The organism is Ureibacillus chungkukjangi, from assembly GCF_003217295.1.
Lineage (GTDB): Bacteria > Bacillota > Bacilli > Bacillales_A > Planococcaceae > Ureibacillus > Ureibacillus chungkukjangi.
Genome location: NZ_QJTJ01000005.1, coordinates 1 through 26,111, shown reverse-complemented (window position 1 = coordinate 26,111; position 26,111 = coordinate 1). Strand labels below are relative to the sequence as shown.

The 26,111-nt window shown below is 33.1% G+C and carries 22 protein-coding genes, 1 pseudogene and 1 other annotated feature; of the genes and pseudogenes, 5 read left to right on the top strand and 18 right to left on the bottom strand.

Going from position 1 to position 26,111, the window contains the following annotated elements; translation table 11 throughout:
• Window positions 1–28: 28 nt before the first annotated feature.
• The 5 genes from BJ095_RS05605 to BJ095_RS05585 all read right to left on the bottom strand — a co-directional run bounded on the left by BJ095_RS05605 (window position 29) and on the right by BJ095_RS05585 (window position 4,904).
• Entirely contained in the window at window positions 29–379 is a 351-nt protein-coding gene (locus tag BJ095_RS05605) for a DUF3889 domain-containing protein (protein ID WP_235867582.1), read from the bottom strand.
• Window positions 380–791: 412 nt separating this feature from the next.
• A complete protein-coding gene (argH, locus tag BJ095_RS05600) occupies window positions 792–2,162 on the bottom strand; it encodes an argininosuccinate lyase (protein ID WP_107933186.1) in 1,371 nt (456 codons plus the stop codon).
• Window positions 2,163–2,228: 66 nt separating this feature from the next.
• Window positions 2,229–3,443 carry an argininosuccinate synthase gene (locus BJ095_RS05595; RefSeq protein WP_107933184.1) on the bottom strand — a complete coding sequence of 405 codons (1,215 nt, stop codon included), beginning with the start codon at window positions 3,441–3,443 and terminating at the stop codon, window positions 2,229–2,231.
• 174 nt (window positions 3,444–3,617) lie between these two features.
• Window positions 3,618–4,367: an SDR family NAD(P)-dependent oxidoreductase gene (locus BJ095_RS05590; protein ID WP_107933182.1), complete on the bottom strand. Its 750-nt coding sequence runs from the start codon at window positions 4,365–4,367 to the stop codon at window positions 3,618–3,620.
• A 93-nt stretch (window positions 4,368–4,460) separates the two neighbouring features.
• Window positions 4,461–4,904, bottom strand: coding sequence for an RrF2 family transcriptional regulator (locus BJ095_RS05585; RefSeq protein ID WP_107933180.1), 444 nt, complete (start codon window positions 4,902–4,904; stop codon window positions 4,461–4,463).
• A gap of 230 nt (window positions 4,905–5,134) precedes the next feature.
• Between BJ095_RS05585 and hmpA the strand changes: the two genes are divergently transcribed.
• Window positions 5,135–6,307, top strand: a complete 1,173-nt coding sequence (hmpA, locus tag BJ095_RS05580) for an NO-inducible flavohemoprotein (RefSeq protein ID WP_107933179.1) — start codon at window positions 5,135–5,137, stop codon at window positions 6,305–6,307.
• 70 nt (window positions 6,308–6,377) lie between these two features.
• On the opposite strand, the gene BJ095_RS05575 is transcribed toward hmpA, so the two are convergent.
• Window positions 6,378–7,322: an MBL fold metallo-hydrolase gene (locus BJ095_RS05575; RefSeq protein WP_107933177.1), complete on the bottom strand. Its 945-nt coding sequence runs from the start codon at window positions 7,320–7,322 to the stop codon at window positions 6,378–6,380.
• Window positions 7,323–7,469: 147 nt separating this feature from the next.
• Window positions 7,470–7,687 (top strand) — a binding site (T-box leader).
• Window positions 7,688–7,820: 133 nt separating this feature from the next.
• Between BJ095_RS05575 and proC the strand changes: the two genes are divergently transcribed.
• A complete protein-coding gene (gene proC / locus BJ095_RS05570) occupies window positions 7,821–8,627 on the top strand; it encodes a pyrroline-5-carboxylate reductase (RefSeq protein ID WP_107933175.1) in 807 nt (268 codons plus the stop codon).
• A gap of 264 nt (window positions 8,628–8,891) precedes the next feature.
• Here the strand turns inward: proC and BJ095_RS05565 are convergent, their stop codons facing one another.
• From BJ095_RS05565 to BJ095_RS05535, 7 genes are all read right to left on the bottom strand, one after another.
• The gene (locus tag BJ095_RS05565) at window positions 8,892–9,122 is read right to left on the bottom strand and encodes an acyl-phosphate glycerol 3-phosphate acyltransferase (protein WP_107933173.1); all 231 of its coding nucleotides are present in this window, start codon (window positions 9,120–9,122) and stop codon (window positions 8,892–8,894) included.
• A gap of 122 nt (window positions 9,123–9,244) precedes the next feature.
• Entirely contained in the window at window positions 9,245–10,186 is a 942-nt protein-coding gene (rnz, locus tag BJ095_RS05560; protein WP_107933172.1) for a ribonuclease Z, read from the bottom strand.
• Between the two features lie 72 nt (window positions 10,187–10,258).
• Window positions 10,259–11,473 (bottom strand): DNA polymerase IV, encoded by a 1,215-nt coding sequence (locus BJ095_RS05555; RefSeq protein WP_107933170.1) that lies wholly within the window; start codon window positions 11,471–11,473, stop codon window positions 10,259–10,261.
• 396 nt (window positions 11,474–11,869) lie between these two features.
• Window positions 11,870–13,228 (bottom strand): IS1182 family transposase, encoded by a 1,359-nt coding sequence (locus tag BJ095_RS05550; protein WP_107933168.1) that lies wholly within the window; start codon window positions 13,226–13,228, stop codon window positions 11,870–11,872.
• A 520-nt stretch (window positions 13,229–13,748) separates the two neighbouring features.
• Window positions 13,749–14,945 carry an abortive infection system toxin AbiGii family protein gene (locus BJ095_RS05545; protein WP_107933166.1) on the bottom strand — a complete coding sequence of 399 codons (1,197 nt, stop codon included), beginning with the start codon at window positions 14,943–14,945 and terminating at the stop codon, window positions 13,749–13,751.
• 1 nt (window position 14,946) lies between these two features.
• Complete coding sequence (locus BJ095_RS05540; RefSeq protein WP_107933164.1) at window positions 14,947–15,798, bottom strand: abortive infection system antitoxin AbiGi family protein; 852 nt, start codon at window positions 15,796–15,798, stop codon at window positions 14,947–14,949.
• A gap of 928 nt (window positions 15,799–16,726) precedes the next feature.
• Window positions 16,727–17,722 carry a DGQHR domain-containing protein gene (locus BJ095_RS05535; RefSeq protein WP_107933162.1) on the bottom strand — a complete coding sequence of 332 codons (996 nt, stop codon included), beginning with the start codon at window positions 17,720–17,722 and terminating at the stop codon, window positions 16,727–16,729.
• Between the two features lie 136 nt (window positions 17,723–17,858).
• Between BJ095_RS05535 and BJ095_RS05530 the strand changes: the two genes are divergently transcribed.
• The gene (locus tag BJ095_RS05530) at window positions 17,859–18,212 is read left to right on the top strand and encodes a helix-turn-helix domain-containing protein (RefSeq protein WP_107933160.1); all 354 of its coding nucleotides are present in this window, start codon (window positions 17,859–17,861) and stop codon (window positions 18,210–18,212) included.
• A 583-nt stretch (window positions 18,213–18,795) separates the two neighbouring features.
• Here the strand turns inward: BJ095_RS05530 and BJ095_RS05520 are convergent.
• Window positions 18,796–20,289 carry a multicopper oxidase family protein gene (locus BJ095_RS05520; protein WP_107933157.1) on the bottom strand — a complete coding sequence of 498 codons (1,494 nt, stop codon included), beginning with the start codon at window positions 20,287–20,289 and terminating at the stop codon, window positions 18,796–18,798.
• A 287-nt stretch (window positions 20,290–20,576) separates the two neighbouring features.
• On the opposite strand from BJ095_RS05520, the pseudogene BJ095_RS05515 reads away from it, so the two are divergent.
• A pseudogene (locus BJ095_RS05515) lies at window positions 20,577–21,102 on the top strand (SRPBCC family protein).
• Window positions 21,103–21,322: 220 nt separating this feature from the next.
• On the opposite strand, the gene spoIIP (BJ095_RS05510) reads toward BJ095_RS05515, so the two are convergent.
• Window positions 21,323–22,372 (bottom strand): stage II sporulation protein P, encoded by a 1,050-nt coding sequence (spoIIP, locus tag BJ095_RS05510; RefSeq protein ID WP_107933155.1) that lies wholly within the window; start codon window positions 22,370–22,372, stop codon window positions 21,323–21,325.
• Window positions 22,373–22,768: 396 nt separating this feature from the next.
• On the opposite strand from spoIIP (BJ095_RS05510), the gene spoIIP (BJ095_RS05505) reads away from it, so the two are divergent.
• On the top strand, window positions 22,769–23,665 hold the full coding sequence (gene spoIIP / locus BJ095_RS05505; protein ID WP_107933153.1) for a stage II sporulation protein P: 897 nt from the start codon (window positions 22,769–22,771) through the stop codon (window positions 23,663–23,665).
• A gap of 54 nt (window positions 23,666–23,719) precedes the next feature.
• On the opposite strand, the gene BJ095_RS05500 is transcribed toward spoIIP (BJ095_RS05505), so the two are convergent.
• The 3 genes from BJ095_RS05500 to BJ095_RS05490 all read right to left on the bottom strand — a co-directional run bounded on the left by BJ095_RS05500 (window position 23,720) and on the right by BJ095_RS05490 (window position 25,724).
• Window positions 23,720–24,352 carry a YdhK family protein gene (locus tag BJ095_RS05500; RefSeq protein WP_107933151.1) on the bottom strand — a complete coding sequence of 211 codons (633 nt, stop codon included), beginning with the start codon at window positions 24,350–24,352 and terminating at the stop codon, window positions 23,720–23,722.
• Between the two features lie 194 nt (window positions 24,353–24,546).
• Window positions 24,547–24,870 carry a hypothetical protein gene (locus tag BJ095_RS05495; protein WP_153062692.1) on the bottom strand — a complete coding sequence of 108 codons (324 nt, stop codon included), beginning with the start codon at window positions 24,868–24,870 and terminating at the stop codon, window positions 24,547–24,549.
• 470 nt (window positions 24,871–25,340) lie between these two features.
• On the bottom strand, window positions 25,341–25,724 hold the full coding sequence (locus tag BJ095_RS05490; RefSeq protein ID WP_107933147.1) for a DUF1259 domain-containing protein: 384 nt from the start codon (window positions 25,722–25,724) through the stop codon (window positions 25,341–25,343).
• Window positions 25,725–26,111: the final 387 nt, after the last annotated feature.

The window sequence follows — 26,111 nt, the reverse complement described above, 5'->3', positions numbered from 1 at the left end:
CGAAAATACCGCACCTCTTTTCATCATACTATTGTTTTGTTTCTGTATATTTAATATCGACAACTTCTTCGGTTTGGTTATTAAAAGTGATATCGACGAAAACTCCAAATTCACTATTATCCTCTGCCTTTAACCAAAGCTTGAACTTTTCAACTGAAGTCACACTACCTACTTCTCGTCCAATATGCAAATAATCGATTACATCAGATGTTGGATATTTGGCCATAACATTTTGCATGGCCATCCTTCCCCATTTTGCATAAGCAGGTGCAATTTCTTCAGCATTCGTTGTTTGATCCTCTGGAGGTACCGTCAATATCTTTCCAACCGCAATCGTACTTAAAACCAACAGCACAGAAATAGCAACTTTAGTTTTCAACTGACCTCAATCCTCCTTTTGATTAGTGTTTTCTAATCTAAAGAGGATATTCTTAATTATCTTATGTATTAATTAACAACAGATTCAATTCATAATTAATAAGTTAATGTGCAATCTAAATAAGTATTGTCCATTTTTAAATAATCATGCTTGGGTAATTCTTAACAATAATTAAAAACTTCAAGAATTTTCTCACCAAAAACAAAAAAACCGCCTCGCGACCCCGAGAACGGTTTATGTAACTTTATATGGTCACCTGTACTTAAAAAAGTAATGGCTGCTTATAAAGTTTTTCTTTTATCAAGTTACCCTCTGGCTTGTTGATAAAAGTCGGCAAACTATTGTGCATCTCTGTACATCATTAATAGCGGCCTATATAACAAATCCTAAAATTTAGGTTTGTAACAAATAGTTAAAGACAAGCTTTTGCTTTCTCAAGCTGCAAGCGCACTTGTTCAAAGCCTGTGCCCCCAAGTGAGTTACGACGTCTAACAGCAGCTTCAGGAGCTAAAACGTCATAAACATCAGCATCGATTAAATCACTTTCATTTTTCATATCCTCAAGAGGTAAATCTAATAAGAATATCCCTCTTTGAATACAAGTGAACACAAGTTTACCTGTAATTTCATGAGCTTCACGGAATGGCATCCCCTTAGTTGCAAGGTAATCTGCAAGCTCAGTAGCATTCGAAAAATCACTATGCACTGCTTGATGAAGCCTTTCAGTTTTAACAGTCATTGTACGAACCATACCTTCAAAGATTTTCAATGCACCAAGGATGGTATGAACTGTATCAAACATCCCCTCTTTGTCTTCCTGCATATCTTTGTTATAAGTTAAAGGTGTTCCTTTTAATACTGTTAACAATCCAATAAGATTTCCATATACACGACCAGTCTTGCCGCGAATAAGCTCTGCCATATCTGGATTTTTCTTTTGTGGCATGATGGATGAGCCTGTTGAAAATGCATCATCTAGTTCGATAAATTTAAATTCATCCGTTGACCAAATAATAATTTCCTCAGCAAAACGAGATAAATGTGTCATGACCAGTGATGAATTTGAAAGAAACTCTACTATAAAATCACGATCACTAACCGCATCCATAGAATTTGCATAGACAGTACTGAATCCAAGTAGCTCTGCAGATTTTTCCCGATCAATTGGGAAAGTAGTTCCCGCCATAGCACCTGCACCCAATGGTAAAATGTCTATACGCTTCATTGACTCATTAAAGCGTTCTTTATCACGCTCGAGCATCCAGAAATAGGCCATCAAATGATGTGCAAAGCTTATTGGCTGTGCTCGCTGTAAATGTGTATAACCAGGTGCAATTGTTTCAACGTGTTGCTCTGCCTTTTGTAAAATCGTATTTTGGAAAGCTTCGATTAAGTCTACAATCTCAACAACACGTTTTTTCAAAAACAGATGCATATCTGTCGCAACCTGATCGTTACGGCTACGGCCTGTATGAAGTTTTCCTCCAACAGGTCCGATTATATCCGTTAATAGCTTTTCTAAATTTAAATGGATATCTTCGTTTGCAACACTAAACTCGAGTTCTCCAGCCTCTGCTGAATGCTTTAACTCAGCCAAACCTCCCAGAATTTGCTCTACATCCTTAGAGTCTAAAATCCCTTGAGCACCTAGCATTGTTACGTGTGCAACACTGCCTTCAATATCCTCCATAACTAACTGTTGGTCAAAGCCAATGGAAGCTCCAAATTCGTCTACCCAGCTTTCAGCGGACTTTTGGAAGCGACCTCCCCATAATTTTGTCATCCCCTACACCTACTTCTATCAATACCCTCATGTAGCCTTCGAGAGCTTGAATCGATTTCGATTATATTAGTTATTAACTACTTCTTCTATTTTCTTATTAACCTGTGAAGCTACTACTGTCGGTAACCCCCATAATTCAATAAAACCTACAGCTGAAGCATGATTGAATTGATCTGCCTTTGAGTATGTTGCAAGCTCTTCGCTATATAAAGAATTTGGCGATTTACGACCTTCAACAATGGCATGACCTTTAAATAGCTTCACACGAACTGTACCGTTCACATATTTCTGTGTTTCTTTTAGGAAACCCTCTAAAGCTAAGCGAATCGGGTTAAACCATAGACCTTCATAAATGATTTCAGAAAGCTTTTGCTCAATAATTGGTTTAAAATGAGCTAATTCTTTCACTAAAGTGATATCTTCTAATTCTTTGTGAGCGGTTAAAAGCACTTTAGCACCTGGAATTTCATAAACCTCACGCGATTTAATACCCACCAAGCGATTTTCTACATGGTCAATACGTCCGATTCCATGCGCACCTGCTACTTTGTTTAACTCTTGAATTAGATCGGCAAGCTTCATCTCCTCACCATTTAAAGAAATCGGCTTTCCTTCAACGAATTCAATCTCAACGAATTCCGGTGTATCAGGCGTATTTTCGAGAGAAACTGTTAATCCATAAGCCTCTTCTGGAGGAGCTACCCACGGATCCTCCATAACTCCCGCTTCGTTTGCACGCCCCCAAAGGTTTTGATCGATTGAGAATGGCGAGTCAATCGTTGCAGGTACTGGTACACCGTGCTTTTCTGCATATTCAATTTCTTCATCACGGCTCCATCCCCATTCACGTACTGGTGCAAGAACCTCAAGATTAGGATTTAGTGCTTTAATAGAAATCTCAAAACGTACCTGATCATTTCCTTTTCCAGTACAGCCATGAGCTACAGCATCAGCTTTTGTTTCGTTAGCTATTTCAACTAATTTTTTTGATATAAGTGGACGAGAAAGCGCAGAAACTAATGGATACTTTTGCTCGTACCAAGTATGACCCTGTAAAGAGATAAGAGCATATTCTTCAGCGAATTCATCTTTTGCATCTACCATGTAAGATTCAATTGCCCCTACTTGAAGTGCTTTATTTTTGATAAACTCAAGATCTTTACCTTCACCCACATCTAGACATACTGCAATTACGTCCCAGCCTTGTTCCTTTAACCATGGGATTGCAACTGATGTGTCAAGTCCACCTGAATAAGCTAAAATCACTTTTTTATTTGCCATGTTCCCGCTCCTCCAATTTCAAATATGTATTTTTATACATTCGAATAATTGTTTATACATGAATGTTATCATTTAATAAAAATTAATTCAAGTGTATTTTTATAAAATATTAGATTTTTAAAACAAATAAAAATACGCCTAAGTTAAAGGCGTATAATAATACTTACTAATGTATCATTTTTTATTAAAGAAACCGCTTCCCAGCTTTTCAACAAGTGAAGGTGCTACAGCATAAAGCTTGCTTGTGATAGACATTATCCTTGGAAGATTCACTTCTCTTACGGTTTTTTCAATTACTTTTAATACTTCTGACGCCACTTTCTCAGGCTTTAATAAAAAAGGCTTCATGGTCTCTCTGTAATTATTCGTTGTATCAGCTTTTTGTAAAAATGGCGTATCAATTGGGCCAGGATAGATGGCTGTTACTTGAATATTATACGAAGCTAGTTCCATTCTTAAGCCATTTGCAAAGCCCGTTATTGCATGCTTTGATGCTGCGTAAACACTCGCTTTTTTTGTTGGAACTTTTCCTGCCTGGGAGCCTATAAATATAAAATGTCCGGACTTCTGAATAATCATCTTCTTCGCCAATCGATTTGATAGATAAATGGGCGCTTTTACGTTAACATTAATCATATTTTCGATATCTTCATCATCTAAATCAAAAGCATTATTAAAGATACCGACACCTGCATTAATAATAGCTATATCTATAGAAGGAAGCTGCTCACAAACTCGATCGATATCTTCAAGCTCTGATAAATCTGCCTGGAACACGATAGCCCCCATTCTGGATAAGGTTACTAGCGAAGATTCATTTCTACCTGTTGCATAAACGGTATAACCTTTCTCTATACAAAGCTCTGTAATAATTCTCCCGATTCCGCTTGTTGCTCCTGTTATAAAAATTGCCTTTTTATTCATAAATTATGTATACTCCTTTCACTTTAGTGGATACTATTTCTGGCTCTTTATGCTCGAAAAGCAAAAAAGAGTATAGAATTAATCTATACCCTTCTAATACTGTTCAATTCCAAGCAATCTAAACATTTCATCCTTCGACATTAGAAAGTCAGCTAAACTATATTGATCTAATACTTGTAAATAAGCATTTAAAGCTTCATTAAGAGCAAACTTAAGCTTACAGGCAGGCGATAATTTACAAAGGTTATTTTCTTCATCAAAGCATTCAACCAGATGAAAATCTTCCTCAGTATGCCTTACAACTTGTCCAATATTAATTTCCTCTGGCTGGAGATTTAAACGAATTCCACCGCCTCGACCACGGATTGTTTCAATTAAACCAAGCTGTCCAAGGTCATAGGTAACCTTCATAAGATGGTTTTTTGATATATGATAGCTATCTGCAATTTCTTGTATAGTTGATAAACGATCATTCCCTTTTACACCAAGATATAATAATACTCTTAAGGAATAGTCGGTATATAAAGTTAAGCGCATCTTAGAACACCACTCTTTCTATATCACTATTATATCACTTGATTTCTTTATTTTTATAAAAATAAATTGTAATACTTTGATTTAAACATGTATTTTCAATACATATATTTGTCTAAAATGTTAAAGATGTATTCTCCGCACTACTTTGTGTCAGATTTGTTAAAGATGCATTTAGGATATTGCTTTTAATATTTGCCAGGCGTAAGATGACCTTGAAAGGACGTGATCGTATGTTATCACAGCAAACAATCGACATTATCAAATCAACCGTACCAGTATTAGAGCAACACGGAGTTACTATTACAAAAACCTTTTACAGTAATATGTTAAACAAACATCCTGAACTATTAAATTATTTTAACCGCGCAAACCAAGCAAGAGGTCGCCAACAAACTGCATTAGCAAATACAGTTCTGGCTGCAGCAAAATATATCGATAATTTACAGGCCATTATTCCACCTGTTATGCAGATTGCACACAAACATCGTGGCCTAGGAATTTTACCTGAGCACTACCCTATCGTTGGTGAAAACTTATTGGCTGCTATTAAAGAAGTACTTGGAGATGCAGCTACTGATGACATAATTAATGCATGGGCAGAAGCATATGGAGTTATCGCAGATGTATTTATTTCTATAGAAGAAGATCTATACAAGGAAGCTGAGCAAAATGGCGGCTGGAGATTATTTAAATCGTTCAAAGTAGCAAAAAAAGTTGAAGAGAATGATTTAGTTTCGTCATTTTATTTAGTACCTGAAGATGGTGTAAAATTACCTGAATATAAAGCAGGTCAATATATTACAGTTCGTGTGAAAGTACCAGGAGATGAATACACTTCAAATCGTCACTATACTTTATCACAGCCGTCAAATAAAAATGAGTTCCGTATAACAGTGAAACGTGAAGATGCAGTTAATCCAATAGGTGTTGTTTCAAATTATCTTCACGAACAAGTAAAAGAAGGCGATTCAATTCAGGTAAGTGCACCTGCTGGGTTATTCACATTAGAGGAAAATAACAACCCGATTCTATTTGTTAGTGGCGGGATTGGTGTTACACCTTTAAATACAATGCTGCAAACAATGGACCTTGGCAGACAGGTGGCATTTGTTCAATGTGTACGTGATAAAAAAGCAGTAGCATTTAGAGAGCAAATTGAGAAAAAGGTAAATGATCTAAATGGTTCTTATCGTGTTTTATTTTCAGATGAAAATGGCTATGTAACTAAAGAAGATTTAACACCATTTGTTAAAGAGTATACAGAAGTATACATTTGTGGGCCAGCTCCATTTATGGAGACAGTTATTTCCATTGCTCGAGAGCTTGGCATTTCAGGAGAAAATATTCATTTTGAATTCTTCGGTCCTGCAATGTCATTAGAAGCACAATCAAACGCTAACTAATTTTGTTGTATCTATATTTAACGACGAAAAAATCCACAGACAGAGAATTTCACTCTAGCTGTGGATTTTTTTAGTTACGTGTATAGACAATTACATCATTTACAATTTCTTCAGACACAAGCCCATCTCTAACTAAACAATCTAGATAGCCTAAGGTTTTAGACAATGTTAAGCCTAATTCAGCCCTATAATGTGCTGGATATAAGTCCATCGTTAGCTCAATAACTGTTTTAGGAGTATTAACAACATGTTTTATTAATTGTTTTAAACGCAGTTGATCTTTCTCTAAACGCTTGTCGATTAAGTCGTTTACTTCAACTATCTCTTCTCCGTGCCCTGCATATACCTTGGAAACGTTTAACTCACGTAAAAGCTTTAAGGATTCTTGTTGTTGGATTAATGCCTTAGGACGACGATTTGAAAGATCCGTCGGGGGCTCTACTAATGGATTGGCCGCAACTTTATCTAACAAAAGATCTCCACCAATTACCTCATTTGTTGATTCATCAAGAAAAATAAGGTGACTTTGTGCATGACCAGGTGTATAAATTGCTCTCAAGCCTGGATGCCCTGGAACCACATCTCCATCACCTATAAATTTAGTTAAAGGCGTTGAACCATATAGTTTAAGCGCTTCTTTGGATTCAACAATTTTCTCAAGATACTTTTCTGGAACTGCTTGCAAGCTTAACTGATTGCGATAAAAGTTCGTACGATAAGACATAAATTCTGGTTCTCTGCGAAGGAAATGATCATTGTATTCATGACCTAAAATATCTGCTTTAGGAAATGCATCTACCCACCCGGCATGATCTGGATGATGATGTGTTAACACAACCTGCTCAATATCCTCTAGCTTATAACCTGCCTCATTGATTCCTTTATTTAAAGCATCTAAAGCTACCTCTGTTTTTGGTCCAACATCAAAAAGCGAAAGCTGATCTCCCTTTACTAAAAAAGCATTAACATCCCCTATTGGGTATGGTGTAGGTATGATAATCTTATGTATATTCATGAACAATCCCCCTCATCTTGAAAGTGAAACTATTTTACTCCTATAATGAATTGTTATTCATTCATTTTATCTCTTTTTTTGTGTTTCGTCACGTATGTAATTGACAGAATTAAAAAGTGTGCATATAATTTTCATAATTCAAAAAATATTAAAGCGATGATGAAGACAAGTAAATGAATCTAAGGTTTTTAGAGAGTGCTACATTTGCTGCAAGTAGCATAACCCACTATTTTCATTGAACCTACTTCGGAGCTGTCATGTAAACATGACCGTCCCCTCTGCGATAAGGAGGATTCGAGTTGTGCCTAAATTAGGCAAATAAAGGTGGTACCGCTGAAAAGCTTTCAAGCGTTTTCGTCCTTAGTATAAGGATGGGAACGCTTTTTATATTGCTATTTAAATACATTTTCGTCCTTTGAATAAGATTTAATCGATTTTACTTAAGCGGTTCTAATGGAAGTTTATGGGGGATAAATACATTATATGGAGGGATAATTTATGCAAAAAATACTTTTTGTTGGTGCTGGTTCTATGGCAGAGGCATTAATCCATGGTTGGGTTGAACAAAAGGTAATACCAAGCCAAAACATTTATATAACAAATCGTTCGAATCACGAAAGACTAGTCAAATTGAATGAGAGTTACTCCGTAAATATCCTAGAAGATAATGCATTTATCAGTGAAATGGATTTGATTATTTTAGCTACAAAGCCAAAGGATATCTTTCATGCGATGGAAAGAATTCAACCATTTATTAGTCCAAATACAGCTGTTCTATCTGTTTTGGCTGGTATTCCAATTAACACTATTGAAGAAGGAATAGGAAAGCGACCAATTGCTCGTGTAATGCCAAATACTTCAGCAACAATCGGAATGTCTGCTAGCGGCATAGCATTCAATGCACAGGTAGATGATTATCAAAAAGTCCTTTACCTGCAATTACTTAAAGCTATTGGCATTGTGATTGAAGTAGAAGAAGATAAATTGCATGCTGTAACCGCTCTTTCAGGTAGTGGTCCTGCCTATCTCTACTACTTAATGGAGGCTTGGGAGGCTGTTGGCGCTGAATTCGGACTGACTAAAGAAATTGTGCGAGAGTTAATGGTACAAACAATTGCCGGCTCTGCTGCCATGCTTCAATCTGGGAATGAGGAACCGAATGTATTGCGAAGGAAAGTAACAAGTCCAGGCGGTACCACTGAAGCTGGAATTCACGCACTAGAAAGTAATCGATTTAATGAAGCTATTTATGCTTGTGTAAAAAGCGCTGAAGCAAGATCAAGAGAACTGGCGAACGGACAATAGATTAGTACTGTTTTTTGTGAAGACTATCAAATTAACTAAACATCAATCATGTTACTAATGGCAACTCCTAATAGATTTTTGTTGAATATTCCACTTTTAATCATAATATTTCCTAGGAAATGTCGTTTTTTACTATTTTCATCTGTCGAAAGGTGTACTTTTTCCTAGTAATTTATTTCACCATTTTACAAATATCTCTTTTTTTCACATAAAAACGCGTGTGCAAATGTAGAAATTTGCACACGCGTTTTTAATTATTTTCGATTATAATACGCCAGCCCGTATACGCTTAACGATAGAATATGTTGTAAATACAGCCATTGGACCAAGTATTGCCACTAAGATAAGCCAAAAGTTAAGTGCTTCAGCAGCTCTTAAACCAGAAAAATTTGTAGCGATATATATTAAGACCCCAATCAATAAAATATAACTTATAACATTTGGAAAAATAACAAGTAAACGCAGAACTGCGGGACTTATTTTTGGTTGATTCATTCATAATCCCTCCCCAAGCACTATCATATAAAATTTCGCTCGAATAATCTATTATTTTCTTAATATAATCGTATTTTTCGACAAATTAAAAGCAAGCTTACAACAAGCCTGCTTAAGATGCTTTATTTATCTTCTAATAATTCGCTATTTTTCCATTCGAAGTGTGAAAAATCATTAGCAAAAAAACTATTTGGAAAAATTTCTTTTGCTTCTAATAGTAAGTCTTCAAGATCATGAGGTAGGAAGCGCGAACTTATATGATTTAAAATTAAAAACCCAGCATTGGCTTCCTTTGCGACGCGTGCGGCTTCAACATTTGTAGAATGACCATAGCTCGCTGCTAAATGCTCCGTTTTATGATCAAAGGTTGCTTCATGTACGACAACATTTGCATTTTCACTTAATTTTATTGCTGAATCACAGTATTTCGTATCCCCTAATACGGTAATTGTATACCCTTTTTTCGGCGGAGCTGTTACGTCTCTACTATACACAGTCCTTCCGTCTTCTAACGTTATATCTTCCCCATTTTTTAATTTCCCTAACAAAGGACCTTTGGGCACACCGAGTTCTTTAGCTTTTTCAATTAAGAGCTCCCCTTGTAATGGTTTCTGCTCAACTCGATAGCCATAACACGGAATTACATGTTCAAGTAACTGAGCATTAACAATAAATTGCTCATCCTCAAAAACTACGCCTTCTTGGACTTCGACATATTCGATAGGATAGGTTAAATGTGTCTTAGAAACATTAAAACTAGCCGTAACCCACTCTTTTAACCCTTTAGGCCCATAAATTGTTAATATATCTTCCCCACCCAAAAAGGACCTTGAACTAAGGAATCCTGGTAACCCAAAAATATGGTCCCCATGAAGATGAGTAATAAAAATTTTCTCCACCTTACGCGGTCTTATTGTCGTATGTAAAATTTGATGCTGAGTTGCTTCCCCACAATCAAAAAGCCAAACCGTTCCACGTTCTTCTAATAGTTTTAGAGCAAGAGCACTCGTATTCCTTTCCTTTGAGGGCATTCCAGCACCTGTTCCTAAAAATTGTAGCTGCATTTTAATTCTCCCGTTCGTAATACTCTATTTAATTTAATTTAGTTTTCCTTCATAGATCCTAATAGCCCTTACTTAGTTATCCTTTAAGTCCTCCAGGAAATCTTTGCTAAAGCTTGTTTTTGACGCATAACTTGACTTGGAAATCTCAATTCCCCTTTGTATGGCTCCTTTGCCAAATTTCTTCTCTATTTCATCGATCACTTCATAAATCGGCTCTTGTTTTGCGAAATCTTCAAAATTAAAAATTGATAGCTGCTCCACGGATTGTTTTCGGTCCATCACATTTGAAACCGTAATACCCAATAGCCGAATTGGAGCCCCATCCCATGATTTATGAAATAGTTTTACAGCTTCTTCATAAATTACATCCTTATTGTAAACCGGATTTTGGAATGTTTTACTCTTAGAATGGTTGTGCCAATCTGCATCTCGTATTTGAATACTTATTGTTGAACCACTAAGTTTTTTTGCATCCAATCGTTCGGCAACTTTTCCTGCTAATTTTAGAAATGTCTTTTCCAACTCTTCTAGCTCTGTTTCATCTATTGGCAGCGTGGTAGAATTGCCAACGCTTTTTGTTTCATATATAGAATTAGGATCTACTTCACGAGAATCCTCACCATTCGCACGCATTCTTAACCGAATCCCATTTTTCCCTAAAGCCTGTCGAATTATATATTCTTCTATATTCGCTAGTTCACCAATTGTATTAATCTTATGTGTAGCAAGCTTTTTTGCAGTGCTTTCCCCTACTCCATGCATCTCGATGACAGGTAATGGCCAAAGCTTTTCTGGTACATCACGTTTTCTTAGAATTGATATGCCCATTGGTTTTTTCATATCTGAAGCAGTTTTTGCAAGAAATTTGTTCGGTGCTATCCCTATCGAACATGGAAGGTCTAATTCATGAAAAATTCTCATTTGAATCTCTTTCGCTATCTCGATTGGATGTCTTGTAGATGCTATTTGAGTAATATCTAAGTAGCCTTCATCGATAGAAACAGGTTCTATTAATTGCGTGTAGCTCCTTAAGATTGTAAACATTGCCTTGGAGGCAACACGATATTTCTGAAAATCAGGAGGTAATAAGATTAATTCTGGACATTTGCGAAGGGCCTCTCCTACATTCATGGTCGTATAAATACCTTTGTGCCGCGCTTCATATGAGCTCGTAACAATAATTCCCCGACGTTCCTTTGGATTACCAGCTATCGCGATTGCTTTCCCCTTCAAATCAGGATTATGTGCTTGTTCAACTGAAGCATAAAAGCTATTCATATCAATCATTTATGATTAGTGGGAAAAATGTCTAATCGTTATCATTTATTGATACACTAGGCTCTATAGCTATATTTAACATAATAAACCTTTTAGACACAAATAAAACAGTAGATTACCTTTAAATTCATTAATTGTTATCTACTTGATAATATTTTATATGGTTTTATTAGACACTTTTTAAATTTTTTTGAGATTTATTTAAAAGTGAAACATATAAAAATTTTTCTTGTAATCAAATTAAATTATGAAAAAAGCGTAATATACAATTTGTATATTACGCTTCAGATTGTCGACAAAAGGCCTTCAGAATGGTCACATTCTGAAGGCCTTTTGTCTTTTTGAGATTCTTTTGGGTATTTTATAGTCTGATTTTAGTCAAAAGTACTCTTCGAGTATTATAATTTAGACCATTTCTGGAGCTTGCCATGTCCAATTGGCAAGCTTCTTTAGGTTCATGGCAGCAAAAGTAAGCATCGCTTGCATGGACAATTTTTTAATCCCTCGTAGGGTTGTCCAGCGCATACCATGCTTTTCTTTCGCATCCGCAAAGACACGTTCAATCGTCTCTTTACGTCTCGAATATATTTGTTTGATCTCGTTATGATGACGAAGATGATCCGCTTCCTCTACATATTCTGCCCAAATATGACGCTCGATGATTTTTCGGTGATCTTTACTATTCGTACATTGAGTAAGCAAAGGACAGGTTGCACATTGAGAAGGGTTCGATTTGTATTGGCGTTTACCTTCTTTAGTGGTAGTCGAATATTTAAGAACTTGCCCTTCCGGACAAAGGTAGCAATCAAAGTACTCGTCATATACATAATCGTGTTTCCGTAAAAATCCATCCTTCGTTTTTGGACGTGTATAAGGGAGTGCAGGTTGAATCTCTTGGTCAAATAAGAATTTAGTTATCGCAGGAGTTTTATAAGCAGCATCGGCAGCAACAGCAAGTGGCTTCTTCACTTTTTCCATAATCTTTTCAACAAGCGGCTGAAGAATATGACTATCATGAACATTCCCAGGTGTCACAATCGATCCAAGTATAAATCCATACCGATCAGCTGCAGCATGAAATGAATAAGCAAACTGTTTCGTTCTTTCATCTTTTACATAGTATCCACTTTCAGGATCTGTCGTACTTTGCTTAATTTCCTTCACTTCTTCTTTTTCAAATTTATCAGGTGGAAATGGCTTCTTCCCGTGATCGATACGATCTTGATTCAATTCTTCTTGAAGTTTAGCTTCATATGCACGAGTCTCTTTACGGACAATCTTCTTTTCGAATTTACGTTTATTCGCACTCGCTTTAACATGAGTTGAATCGATGAAAACATGATCAGCACTAAGTAATCCCTTATCTGCGATTTCTTTAAGAATACGATAGAAAATCTGTTCAAAGATATCGGTATCTTTGAAACGACGTTCATAGTTTTTACCGAAGGTAGAAAAGTGAGGTACTTCAGAATGAAAACCAAACCCTATAAACCATCGATATGCCATATTCGTTTCAATTTCTTTTATTGTTTGACGCATTGAACGAATCCCAAATACATATTGCACAAATGTCATTTTAATTAATACTACAGGGTCAACACTAGGCCGACCTAGTGTTGAATAAAGTGGTTCTACTAGTGGATAAATGAAAGAAAAATCAATAGCTGATTCAAGCTTTCTGACAAGATGATCCCGTGGTACAAGTTGTTCAATTGTAATCATCTCAATTTGATCACGTTCATTTATTTGATTTTTCGACATCATATCCATTCACCTCAACCTATATTTCAAAAGCTCTTAATACTATTTTAAAAGAAAAAAGACTGTAGGCAAACTCGAAATTTCGAGTTTGTCTACAGTCTGAAGCGTAATATACAATTTGTATATTACGCTTCTTTTTTATTTTTCTGATGAATTATATTTTAAGAAATTTTAGCGCCCGATTGCTCAAGCTCATCTCAAGAAATGCCCTTGTTATTGACTTTGAGGTACAGATTAAGAAATTCAGATATACCAAGATAAATTTCGGTATATACCCGTTTAATTCAGATAATACACCTACAGCGTTTTTTGCAATATCTAGAAAGTCTGATTGTTGTAGCTTTATAGTAAGTTTGATTAAAAATTACAATTAAATCTTAATTTCATCGCAAATAAAAACCTGTTGTTTAATTAAAGATTGTTCAAAACAATAGCTTATTTTTAGGAATTTTTAAATTATATGGCTCCTTATTATAATACCCGATAACACAAGAAGACCGTTTAAAAATCTGATGCCAACCACTTATATCATAATTTCCTTGGCATAATGAAATTCCGTTGTCTCTTTATCAAAAATTTCTATTTCTGATTCATTTAAGTAAAATTTCACAGATTGGTATGTCTTCTTCCCTTTGGGTGCAACTGTTATAAGTTTTATATTATCATTCTCTTCTTCAAGATCAATCACAATTAAATCAAATAAGTAAGCCAGCTGATAAAGCTTCAATTGAATACCTAGCAAATTAATTTCAACCTCATTTGTTAAACTAAACATTATTCCCTCTTTGCCCAAGACCTCGTGTAATTTTTCAATGCTTCCAACTCTGTTCATTGAAAAATTATTAAGTGTTATAAACTCTTTATAAGGCATATTTTCAATTAAACTTCTATATAATTTCTCAATAATTATTACATCCTCTTTGTCCAGCCCAATTTCCGGAATAAAATTTACATTTAATTTACTTTCTAATGATAGAATTTTTTTCCATATTTCTATATTTTTTGATACAGATTTGGCTTCTTCTTCATTAAATCTATTATTATTTATTTCATGTCCATTTATTATAAAATTGTTTGTGAGACATCCATAGTATAATTTCAAAGCATTAAGCATATCCAAAGTGCTTATTATCTTATCGAACTGAATTTTAAAATTAAAATTAAATGTCTTCTTTTTCTCATCTATAATATATGAAATTTTAAAGCTACCTTCATCAATACTTTCAAATTTTAATTTATTCATGTCGGCTAAGGGCATACGTTGAACCATAAATTTTTCATTTATGTCCTCTGTTTCTAACTTTAATTCAAATGGCGGTTGAAATGGTTCCGGAATAATTGAAATTTGATGTTCCCCTTTAATACTTTCTACTAATGGTAATTTAATCACATCACTCATACTGAAAAATTTATCATTAATAAACAATCCATCTTCATCATTCAATTTTATTTGCAAATTTCTTTGGGCGCGGTATAAATACTCTAAAGCTTCTGCATTATCTTTAGGAACAAAATCTTCAAATATAGGATCAGTATAATCAATCTTAAGCCCACCTATTTTTATTCCTTGAGTTGTTGGATTTAAAACTAATGCTCCACCCTCTAAAGTTTCATACTTAAATCCATTTGGCAATTTATCTGTTAATGCTTCTATTACTTCTTTAGGAACCTGATTTGAATTATTTTCGTTAAAAAAAACCTTATCAAAATTAATAAACATATTAAATATCCTCTCCTAACTCTTTGAAAACCAAAATTTTACTAAATAATATATACTGTTCTTCGTCAGTGGCTACTTTGTTGCTGATGATAAAGCGTATTAGTTCTGTTCTATCTTGTTCTGAATTAACTATGATATATTTTATATTTTCAAGTTTGTAATGTAACCATAAATCTGGTTTTTTAATTATTCCTTCCGAATAACTGTTTAGGCTTCCATAATTTATATGAGGGGGAATCACGATTTGCGGAAGTTGGGTTTCAACCTTATTAAAGTCGGGGATAAATCTCCATTCTTTCTCATCATGGAAATTGCGGTCTTCAATTTCATCCTTTCCAATTTTCATCTGCCCATCTATTGGTTTCATATATAACAAATGATGTAGAACATAGTTCTTAAGGTATTTCACAGACTCTTTATTCTCAAAAGTATTTTCTAATGCAATATTAAACGCATCACTAAAATCTTTGCGTAATCTCGAATCCATATTTATATAATGAATAGGTTGAATTCCTTGTTCAATTCCCCATGTTTTATTAAGACCAATTCCATACGCCCCATATTTATGAACATGAAATTTCAATTTATTAAAATGAATATCACAAAAACAAGACATAGGAAAAGCAATTTTATTTATCCCATTGATATTTAAGTAATTAATATCTTCTTCACAATATCGAGGTAATATGGCTTTATGTAATAAAATTGTCTTTAAATATTCTATGTCCTTCATAAATTTAAAAAGTACATTGGCACTTTGTACGGGTTTTATGTATTGTCTATTATTTTCTCGAGGTACATTTCCCTCACCGACATAAATTTTCTTCTCATTTCCATGCTTTTGTTCTACCAAGCAAAATCCACATCCTTATTCACAATATTGAAAATTATAATTATACTTATTATACAGAAATGGATTTATTATTCTATATAATAAGTTTCTTGAATTTTATATTGTTGTTTATAACCTATTGGTTCATTTTTGTACTCTATAAAAAAAGGTGTAATATAGTGTTTTCCTTAAATTTTGGGACCACATTTATTTATCACTCTCTCTATTTGAAGGTTGTTCTTCATAGAACTCTAATACCTTCGGGTGATTTAACCATGTAATCATTAAATAAAAATCATTATTGGTAATCAGTCGAATTTATATCGTATACTGTATTGTTATCCTTATTTTTTATCCCCCACTCAATTAAAAATTTGAAGTTCCAAAATGATATTCAGTCTAGCTAACCTGCTTATTTTTTGCGTTACAAAAGGTACCAAAGCGTTGTTTGGAAACTACCTTAGATAAAATCACTTAAAATCAATTGTTTTCTTAGAGTAATCTTTTTCGGCTTAATCCAAAAATTGTAGATGCAAAGAAAAGTTACCAGTACTTAACCACATAGTGATTCCATTCACCTTCTAATAAAGTTATGTTTGTTAATATACATAATTGCATTAAACAAATTGAAATATATAATATATAGAATGTCTCATATAAAATACCTCCAATTTAATTTCATTTTAATAACATACTACTTCTAGACAGGGCTATAAGAATCCTTTAAAATGCCCCAAAAGTGTCGTTTGGTAACTTTCATAAAAGCTTATATTCAATAATATGGCCCTATAATGAAAAAATAAGCGCTGTTCCTTGTTACAGAAACACGCCTATTGTGGAATAAGATAAATTCCTGCAAACACAAGTTTTTGAAACACAAATAAGATCCCTACTATATTATTGAAAGTAGGGATCAATACTGTGATAAATTTTGAGATTTTTCAATCACTTAGTTCCTTAAGCAATTTAAAATATCACTTGCTAACATATTTGCTCCAGGTAAACCTTTTATATACTTTAAATCTCCATTTGAAGACCAATCGATCTCTTTTAAATTTACTAATATATTTGCTATTTTTACTGAATCTACTTGTTGTGGTTTAGCTAAATAATTATCATTTAATATTTTATTTCCCGCTATTGCTAAGCCATACAAGCAAGTTATATGTGTGATTTTATAATCTTTGCTATCTTCCCACTCTTCAGGAAATAATTCTTTGATTAAGTTAAAATAAAACAATGCGATATTAAGTTTTTTTTCTTTAGATAATCCCTCTAATTCTGACTTCTTAGTTAAATATTTAACAATATTATATAAGTTTTGAAGAGTAATATTTTTCTCTTTTGTTCTTTTTCCTATTAGTGTTCCTTTACTGAAGAACGGACTCTCCGGCTTAAGAATTAAATTTGTTGCTATCCAACTAATTTCATCATTTCCTCTATTGAGATAACGGCTTAATGAAGTACCTATACCTTTTGCTTTGGTATTTATAACATCGAATAATTTAATCTCTTCATCTTCATCTAAAAAATGAAATGCTAGAAACGGAACATTTAAGGTTGTATCAGTTTCCTTTATATACGCTTCAATTCCACCTAGTCTATGTTGACCATCCATTAAAGTTGCTTTCTTTTTACAAATTAGCCTCCCATAATTTGGACGCAGATTATCGTATGAATGGAATTCCCAATGCCCAGCTGCATTCAATAATATTGGTGTATAGAGAGCCTCTTCCCCTTTAGATAGATAATTAGCAAAATCCTTACAACGTTTTTTATCTATAGGACGTTGATATCCTTTACCTGAAGGATCATTAAATAGTTTTGAATATGAAAAATTAACTGCCACTTGAGATGATACAAAACCTTGATATGTTACACGACCACGCATCTTTGATTGTATTACGTTTTCTATTGCTATATTTGAAAGTAAGTCATTACTCATATAAATAATTTCTCCTTATTAAAAATTTGACACTTTGAAATTATATAACTTATAAGTTAAATTTTCAATAAAAGTTATCATATATGTATCTGTAATCATTTGATTACCTCACATAATCTTAAAGTGAGGTGATTATGTGGATAATTTAGTTAAATTAGTAGGGTTGAATATAAAAGAGATTAGAAAATCAAAAAAAATGACACAAGATGAACTTGCTGAAAAATGTGGTCTACAAACACCATATATAGCAAATGTTGAAAGAGGAGATAGAAATATCACTCTACAAACATTAGAAAAAATAATAACAGGTCTTGATGAAGTTCCCGCAAACATCTTTAATTTCGAAAATTTAAACCTTAATGATCAATTTTTTAAGAGAAAAGAATTAATAACTCTTTTATTAAATCTTATTGAAAATAAAAACGAAGAAGAAATTACAATGATTATAAAAATTGCAAATGAAATTTTTAGTACTTATAAAGTGAAATAAAAAACAGCTTGTAGATATTTGTATCCACAAGCTGTTCTAATCTTTAATTTCCTAGAATCCTAATTAGCATTTTTACTATTACTAATTTAATTAGATATTATATGCAATTTATCTCTTTGTTCAATATTTGAATAAATTCGACATACCACTTTCATTCCATCTTCAATATTTTAAACGTGAATATCAAAGAATCTTTATTTAATACTTTGATATCAATTTCCTCAATCGAATTAATAATATTAATAAATCGACTCTTGCAATTTCAAAAGCACTTTTGATATCTCTCTCTTCTATTTTAAATTCAATTAAATTTATTGGAATATAGAAATTATTAAGTATATATTCTTTTCTTGTTTCACTCTCGTTACCAAGTAAACTTACAATATAATCTAACTCCCCCATATTTATTAAGATACATGATAATATGACTCTATAGAGGTTTATTAAGTAATTAGTGGTTTGCTTTTTTATAACTACTTCTAACCTCTTTCATTTTGTTCAAAACAATTTCAGCTAGTAATTGAAAATATTAATATAACTACAAAAAACATAATTTATCTTTAAGATGCTTTATAAATTATCTCTACTTCACTTCAACTTGTCCCATCATCCCGTTTTCTTCGTGTTCAAGTATATGACAGTGGAACATATATACTCCTTTATTATTGAATTTCACAGCTAGTTTAATTGTTTGCTTCGGTTGAATGGCAACAGTATCTTTCCACCCTTGGAGACTTGCAGGTGGTTCTTTTCCATCAATTGAGACAATTTTAAATTGAGTTCCATGAATGTGAAATGGATGCGTCATTCCCCCCATCATATCTGGTTTATTATAGAGTTCCCAAATCTCTGTTTCACCTTGTTGTTGGGTAAAGTCAATTCGGTTCATATCAAATTTTTTACCGTTAATAGTTACCATATCTCCCATTCCGAAAAGTTCAATTTTTTTCGTAACAGGTAAATTACGCTCTTCTTCAGTAACTGCATAATTATTTAATGTTTCTGGTAGATCAACCGAATTTGACTTTTGTTCATCTATTTTAAAGGGTAACAAAACTGCACCATTTTCATTGATTATTGCAATATCTTCTGATGGTTTGTACTTTGAAAAATCAACAACAATCTCAGCTCGTTCTCCAGTTGTTAAAATTATTTCAGTAAGTTTCGTTGGTTTATTTAATAGGCCACCGTCTGTTCCAATTTGTTGGAACTTATCACCTGTATTTAACTTAAATGTATATTCTCTGGCATTAGATCCATTTAATAAGCGTAGTCGGATTTTTTCTTTTCTAACTGTCAGTTTTGGATTAAGTGTTCCGTTAATTAATAACGTATCACCCAGAGTCCCATCTTCATTTAAAACAGCTTGGTAATCTAATTGTTTATCATTAGAAAATTCTCTGTCTTGGAATACTAACGGAAAGTCATTTACTCCATATTCATTTGGTAAAGCTAGATTTTTAGAATTTTCATCTTCCACATAAATTAACCCCGCTAACCCATTGTACACTTGCTCAGCTGTAGCACCCTCCGGATGTGGGTGGAACCATAATGTAGAGGCTTGTTGATTTACTGTAAACTCTACCTCTTTAGTTTCCCCTGGTTGTAACAATTGATGAGGTCCTCCATCTCCTGCTCCTTGTACATCTAAACCATGCCAGTGGAATGTCGTTGCTTCTGACAAAGCATTGTTTGTGCGAAGTTTTATTGTATCACCTTCAGTTAGTCGAATGACTGGACCTAAAAAAGAACCATTGTATCCATATGTGGCAGTTTGAACACCATCAAAGATTTCAGTTGTTCCTTTTTGAGCTGTAATATTATAAACAATTCCTTTTTCATTTTCAGGCTCAAGTAATGGTGGGAGTACAAGTTCGTTCTCTCCTGTAGAATTTTTTAATTCAACAGGTTCTGGATCGCCCTCCATTTCCATTCCTTCCATATCCATCATTTCTTCTTCTGACATATTCGAATGATCCATAGACGCATTTCCATTGGATTCAAAATTATTTCCACTACATCCCCCAATGATTACAATACCAAGTAATAATGAAGTAAATAAAACTTTTGAATTCATATTATCTCCCCCTTATATATATCACACTTGTAATGTAACAAATAAATATGAAAAAAATATGCATTTTTAAAGCACCATGGCTTTTTATCGTAAAATTAAATAAAGACTCTGTTAAACGTTAATATTAATAAAGGCGAGAAAGCAAGAAGAAACCCTAATAAACTGGGTTTCCTTAATACTTATTCAACTAACATTACCAGTTACTTTAAGTACTAACCTTCACAGTCTTTTTCGATAGATAAATCAGAAAATTCTTTATTCAACTTACTATTAATGCTATTCTACAAATGAAATTATTTACAAAAGGAGGATTTGTTTTAAGAACCACTACAAATGATAGAACCATTAGTAATGAAGTTACAATTAACGCCCCTTTGCATTTAGTTTGGTTCGCTTGGACAATATCTGAACGGGTTTCAGAATGGTTCCCACCTGAAACAGTCGTAGAAGCTATAGAAGGTTGGGCTTATGAACTTTATTTTTATTCCTGGGAATAAAACTGGAATGAATACCAAAGGTTGCAAGATTGTTAAACTTGTTGACGAGAATGAATTACGATTTACTTGGAAAGGCCCAGATCAATTTGAATCTATAATGAATAATGAAAATGAATTAACTACTGTAAATGTTAGTTTTGAACCAGTTGATACCAACACTACTAAAGTTACTATTGAACATACAGGATTCAAAGAAGATGATATTTGGAAAGAAGCATTTGAATGGCATCAAATGGCATGGTCAGGTGTTTTAAGTAGCTTAAAGTCTGCTCTTGAAAAAGGTAAAGGCAGTTTATGTTGCCAACTTGTGAAATAAATTAAACTGCACAAAACCATCTATTATTCAGAATTTAGTAGATGGTTTTAATAATTCGGTTCTTACTTTGAAAAATCCAAAATTATTTAAACTGTAGCCCTTAGTTTAATAAACAGGTATCCCTATCAACATTTACTTTTAAAAGAGCTTATAAAAAAAGATGCCCATCTTTTTCGGACATCTTTCAAAAATTAATATTTGCAAAAATTTTGGCCTTCCATTACTCTTCGCCATGCCAATAGAATTCACTTAACACTTCAGCAAAAGCTTCAGTAGAACGGTTAAGTTCTTCAACTGTATTATCTACACCGCCAATTTCTAATATAATGGAATTTGGCGAAAGATCTTGATTATAGACCCCATTTCCTTGACTACTACTTTTTTGTAAAATTCCTTTCGATAGTCCTGGATATAAAGTATCTAACATTGTTTGTAATTCATTTGCAAACGCAAGATTCTTCTCATAATCTGGATGTCCAGTACCCACCACAAAAAGTAACCTAGCATACTTTAAACCGTTTATTTCAATTGAAGTATTTTCTTTTCTTAAAGAGTCACGATGTACATCAATAAAATAGGCCAAATCCTTATTTTCGCTTTGTGCAGCACTTACTATTTCTCCTGATAAATCATATGAACTAACATAATCTAAATTATTTGTCTCTAATAGTTGTACTATATCTGATGTATCAACTTTTGTCCCTACACCATTACTTTCTAAAGCTCTAGCAAGCATTTTCCCAACTAAAGTAATGTTTACTACTGAATGATAAGCTTCTTCTGGTCTAAATGTATTTTTAAGATAGGGCAAAAAAGATTCTCTACTATGGGTATGATAGACGAAAACTACATCTTTTCCAAAAGTAGAATGCATTTCAGGTCTTTTGGGTGATTTCATATTTTCGAAAATAGCTTCTATGTTTTCAAATTTAAGTTCTCTTTTCTCAAAAAGAGACTTCATTGAAGGTTGATATTCATCACGCTCTGGTGGACCTAAGTTATTTTCTTTTTCTATTTCTGTATTTTCACCAAATGTATCATTAGGTTTCTTTGAATTACTCGAACCATCGCCTACATTTCTTTTAGCAGGTAAAGTAGTTTTATCAAAAGTTTCACTGTTTTCATTTTTATTAGGTTCATTAAAAAACATAAACCATAGGAAACTCAGAAACCAAAGGAAAAATAATATTAATGCAAAATTTAAAAGAAGTACTAGTAAAGTTCTTTTTTTGGGACTAGCCTTTTTATTCTGTTTTAATCTTGGAGACATTCAGTTACTTCTATCCTTTCCTGACTCTCATTTCGTTTGTATCCAATGCGAATAATAAAAACTTATTTTTGTAGTAAAAAATTTATAAAAGTACGAACAATTACAAATTTATTTTTTGTTAACTACTTATTATAGCCTAAATTTCGTTTCTCAAAAATCGAAAACATCCCAGCTGGACCTAAAATTTTCATCATAGCACCAACTCATTTTCATAAATTCATTGACTTACCTTATTAATAAGATTGATATATTGTTCTCTTTTATTTGCTATTAAAAAAACATGGCTAAAACTAACCCCTTATAAAATTTAAAAGTTAAAATTTCATATTAAAACTTTAATTTTTTTATTAAATAATAATTTCACCTCTGACATATAGTGTTGTGAGGTGAAAAGATGTGCAAAATAGGATACTAATATTCTTTGGATTTATATTACTATTATTTATATCTCCAATAGTTGTTGCAACTTTGGATAGTAATGCTACACTCCTTGCAAGTACAAATACAAGTACTGAACAAGAACTAGTACCCACAACACAACAAGAGGACTTAGCTATTGCTGAAAAAATAGAAAGTAACCAGCTTGTATATTCTACTAACAGTGATACCCGCGATACCCCCTTAGATAATACTAAAGAAATAGTACCAAGGAATGCATTAATACTGTTTACTCACTCACACGAAGCCTTTAAACCGATAGTTAAAAGTAAAGATGGGAAAACAGCTGTTTATGATTCCACATCTAATATTATGTCATTTAACGAGACAATTAAAAATTACTTTACACTTAATTCAATAACTGCAGATTTTTTGGAATTCAATACAATGGATGAAATGGCAAAAACTAATCGAAAGTTTTCTGAGGCTTACAATATAGTTAGACCTGCCTTAGAATCTCAGATTAATAACAAAAAATATGACATAATAATAGACTTGCACAGGGACTCTGCAAACCGGGAAATTACAACCCTTAATTACCAGAATGAGACTTATGGAAAACTATACTTTGTTGTCGGCGAAGAACATTCAAATTACCTTGCGAATAAATCTTATGCTCAAAAGATGTCAACGCAATTAAATGAATTGATCCCTGGTATTTCGCGTGGTGTAATTAGTAAAAAAGGAGATCATGTTGATGGCGTCTATAATCAAGATCTCGCAGAAAATATGGTATTGATTGAGCTAGGTGGCATTGATAATACTGAAGAGGAAATCAATCGCACTCTATCAGTTCTTTCAAAAGCCATTTCAACTATTCTTCAAGAAACACTCCCAACAGAAAATGTTAATTAACACCCTAAAATTATAAAGTACACCTTGAAAGTTCAAGGTGTACTTTAATTACAATTATTCAGTAGCAGAAAGTTCACTTTCTGTTAACCACTTATGATTTGTTACTTCAACGCCTGTTGTAGAAGTATAATCTACTATATAGACTGTTGTTTCTTCTGCAGTATCAATTGTTGCTGTAGCTCCTTGCATCCCTTCCATGTGATCTGCATTAATCGTTACTTCATCACCTTGTTTAAATGGTTCATCTCCTGCTCCTTCTAACTCTTCATGGATTACCCACTTATGATTTGTTACTGGCTCTCCACCATTTGTAGGAGTGTAGGAAACAGTATAAACAGTAGTATCATAAGCGCCTACGATTGTAGCTTCAGCACCATTCATGCCTTCCATATGATCTGCTTGAATTGTCGCTTTACTACCAACAGGAAATGCAGGAGCAGCTGATTCTTCTAATCCTTCTGGAATTTCACCATCTCCTGAGTGATTCATTGAGGAATGATCCATGTCCTCCATTCCTTCAGATTCATCAGTCTCTTCCATTCCCTCCATGTCATGCCCGGACATTTCATTTGTTTCTTTTTGAGCTGTTTCATTTTGATTTGCCTCTTCATTATTATCTCCTGAGCATGCGGAAAGCACTAAAGCTGCAGTCAATGAAATAATACTTATCATAATTTTACTTGTCATTATATAGTCCTCCTAAAATTTTCTTCATTTTAATTTATCCTACTTCTCGTAGTATAAACTTTAAATTTGCAAAAATTATGCAGAAAAACTTTTTTAATGATTACTTTAGTTGAAATGACAAATTAAAAACAAAGTTAATCAAATTGTAGATTAGCTTTGTTTTTTATCTAAATCTAAGTTATTCATAGCTATTCTTAGTTAAAAAATTTTAATAGAAAATAAATCATTAGACATAAAAAACTAATTCCTAAAAGCGAAAAACTTATCCATTTAAAATCGTCCAGTTTTTGCATTCTTTTATATTCTTTATAACTAATTTCTCCAGTGGCAAATTTTAAACCAATAGAATCTGGGTTTACAACAAAAGAGTTATTATTTTTATCTTTGAGCACGAGCTTTGTAATAAGATTCTTACTATCCCATTGTTTCTTTGAACTTTCAGAATTTAAATATGTCCCCTCTATTCCTTCTACTCGAACGACTCTAAACAATGAACTTTTATTTATTTCCTCATACATTTTATATGCAAACTGTTCAATAAAATCATTATTAACACACAACTCTCTCACCTCAATAACTTTTTAGATTCATTTCATTTTATATAGTGTATTCTTTAATTCTAATACTTCTTATAATACTTTAATAATAAAAAATCCACCTAAAGTATGTAGGCGAATTAATTACTTTCACTAATTAATCGATCTTTAAACAATTGTGCTTATACAACACCCATAATTGTACTTAGTGACATGATTGCCTCTCCAATTTCAGGAGTAATAACAATCTATGCACAGGAACACCTACAGCAAATCGAATGGCTATAATATTATAACCTGAAGCCCATATTAATTTTTGTATCATTTTTCTGCGACTTGATTTTAAGGTTTTAATGTACTAAAATGAATTACTATTTACAATAAAGAAGTTTGATTATTCTATCTATGTACTCCACAAATCGAACCCGATTGTCGAATATTACTTTTAAATGTCAAACAAATCTAAGACGTGCTTCTTTTGCTGCCTCAAAACTTCTTCTAGCGAACTCTTCCGGATCCATTCCAGCATTCTCCCAATGCATATACATTAACCTTGGTTCTTCAAACAACCAGTGGTTATGGAATGCAGTTACTTTAAGCCCTCTTTTTTGTAAAGCATCGAGCATTGGATTAACTTCTTTTTCAAGGAGCACAGTTTCTCCTAGGTTAAGACCATTTTTTTCAAAAGATAACATAAATGGTAGTACTAATGGAGAAAGAGTGCGACGACCTAAAATGGTTGCTCCAATATCTCGAAGACGCATCACTACACAAACAAGAGTAGATTGAATAACTTCACCACCGATAATATCCGCAAGATTTTGACAAGTTGACATATTTATTCCTCCTTACTATATTTACTACTATAGTTTATGAAGAATATGTGAGGCATTCATAGGCAAAAATAAAGACATCAATAAAAGATAAAATAGTTTACTAATAGAAGTAAAAAATTTAATTATTAAAAATAAGCGCTATTTTATTTAAGATAAGCCACTATAATTAAATAATAACTTCCATTTTCTGATTTAGTTGAAGAGATTTTCGAAAGTGTATAGATCAAGTGAGTTCCAATATAGTTACTTCTCTTCTTACAGTATTAGGCTCTAACTCAACATGGTTTCTCATTGGAATGTCAACACTAAACTGGACAATCTTTATAAGGACCTGTTCTTGAATTCCACTGGCGATAAATAACCTAGTGTTCCGTGAATTCGAATGTT

Excerpts from the sequence above, each read along its gene's own strand:
- BJ095_RS05520 (WP_107933157.1), bottom strand. The coding sequence starts at position 20,289 with ATGAATTCAAAAGTTTTATTTACTTCATTATTACTTGGTATTGTAATC.
- BJ095_RS05490 (WP_107933147.1), bottom strand. The coding sequence starts at position 25,724 with ATGTCAACTTGTCAAAATCTTGCGGATATTATCGGTGGTGAAGTTATT.
- BJ095_RS05585 (WP_107933180.1), bottom strand. The coding sequence starts at position 4,904 with ATGCGCTTAACTTTATATACCGACTATTCCTTAAGAGTATTATTATAT.
- rnz (WP_107933172.1), bottom strand. The coding sequence starts at position 10,186 with ATGCAGCTACAATTTTTAGGAACAGGTGCTGGAATGCCCTCAAAGGAA.
- BJ095_RS05545 (WP_107933166.1), bottom strand. The coding sequence starts at position 14,945 with ATGTTTATTAATTTTGATAAGGTTTTTTTTAACGAAAATAATTCAAAT.
- argH (WP_107933186.1), bottom strand. The coding sequence starts at position 2,162 with ATGACAAAATTATGGGGAGGTCGCTTCCAAAAGTCCGCTGAAAGCTGG.
- BJ095_RS05590 (WP_107933182.1), bottom strand. The coding sequence starts at position 4,367 with ATGAATAAAAAGGCAATTTTTATAACAGGAGCAACAAGCGGAATCGGG.
- BJ095_RS05500 (WP_107933151.1), bottom strand. The coding sequence starts at position 24,352 with ATGACAAGTAAAATTATGATAAGTATTATTTCATTGACTGCAGCTTTA.
- BJ095_RS05555 (WP_107933170.1), bottom strand. The coding sequence starts at position 11,473 with ATGATTGATATGAATAGCTTTTATGCTTCAGTTGAACAAGCACATAAT.
- BJ095_RS05595 (WP_107933184.1), bottom strand. The coding sequence starts at position 3,443 with ATGGCAAATAAAAAAGTGATTTTAGCTTATTCAGGTGGACTTGACACA.
- BJ095_RS05495 (WP_153062692.1), bottom strand. The coding sequence starts at position 24,870 with ATGTATGAGGAAATAAATAAAAGTTCATTGTTTAGAGTCGTTCGAGTA.
- hmpA (WP_107933179.1), top strand. The coding sequence starts at position 5,135 with ATGTTATCACAGCAAACAATCGACATTATCAAATCAACCGTACCAGTA.
- BJ095_RS05550 (WP_107933168.1), bottom strand. The coding sequence starts at position 13,228 with ATGATGTCGAAAAATCAAATAAATGAACGTGATCAAATTGAGATGATT.
- BJ095_RS05565 (WP_107933173.1), bottom strand. The coding sequence starts at position 9,122 with ATGAATCAACCAAAAATAAGTCCCGCAGTTCTGCGTTTACTTGTTATT.
- proC (WP_107933175.1), top strand. The coding sequence starts at position 7,821 with ATGCAAAAAATACTTTTTGTTGGTGCTGGTTCTATGGCAGAGGCATTA.
- BJ095_RS05575 (WP_107933177.1), bottom strand. The coding sequence starts at position 7,322 with ATGAATATACATAAGATTATCATACCTACACCATACCCAATAGGGGAT.
- spoIIP (WP_107933155.1), bottom strand. The coding sequence starts at position 22,372 with ATGTCTCCAAGATTAAAACAGAATAAAAAGGCTAGTCCCAAAAAAAGA.
- BJ095_RS05535 (WP_107933162.1), bottom strand. The coding sequence starts at position 17,722 with ATGAGTAATGACTTACTTTCAAATATAGCAATAGAAAACGTAATACAA.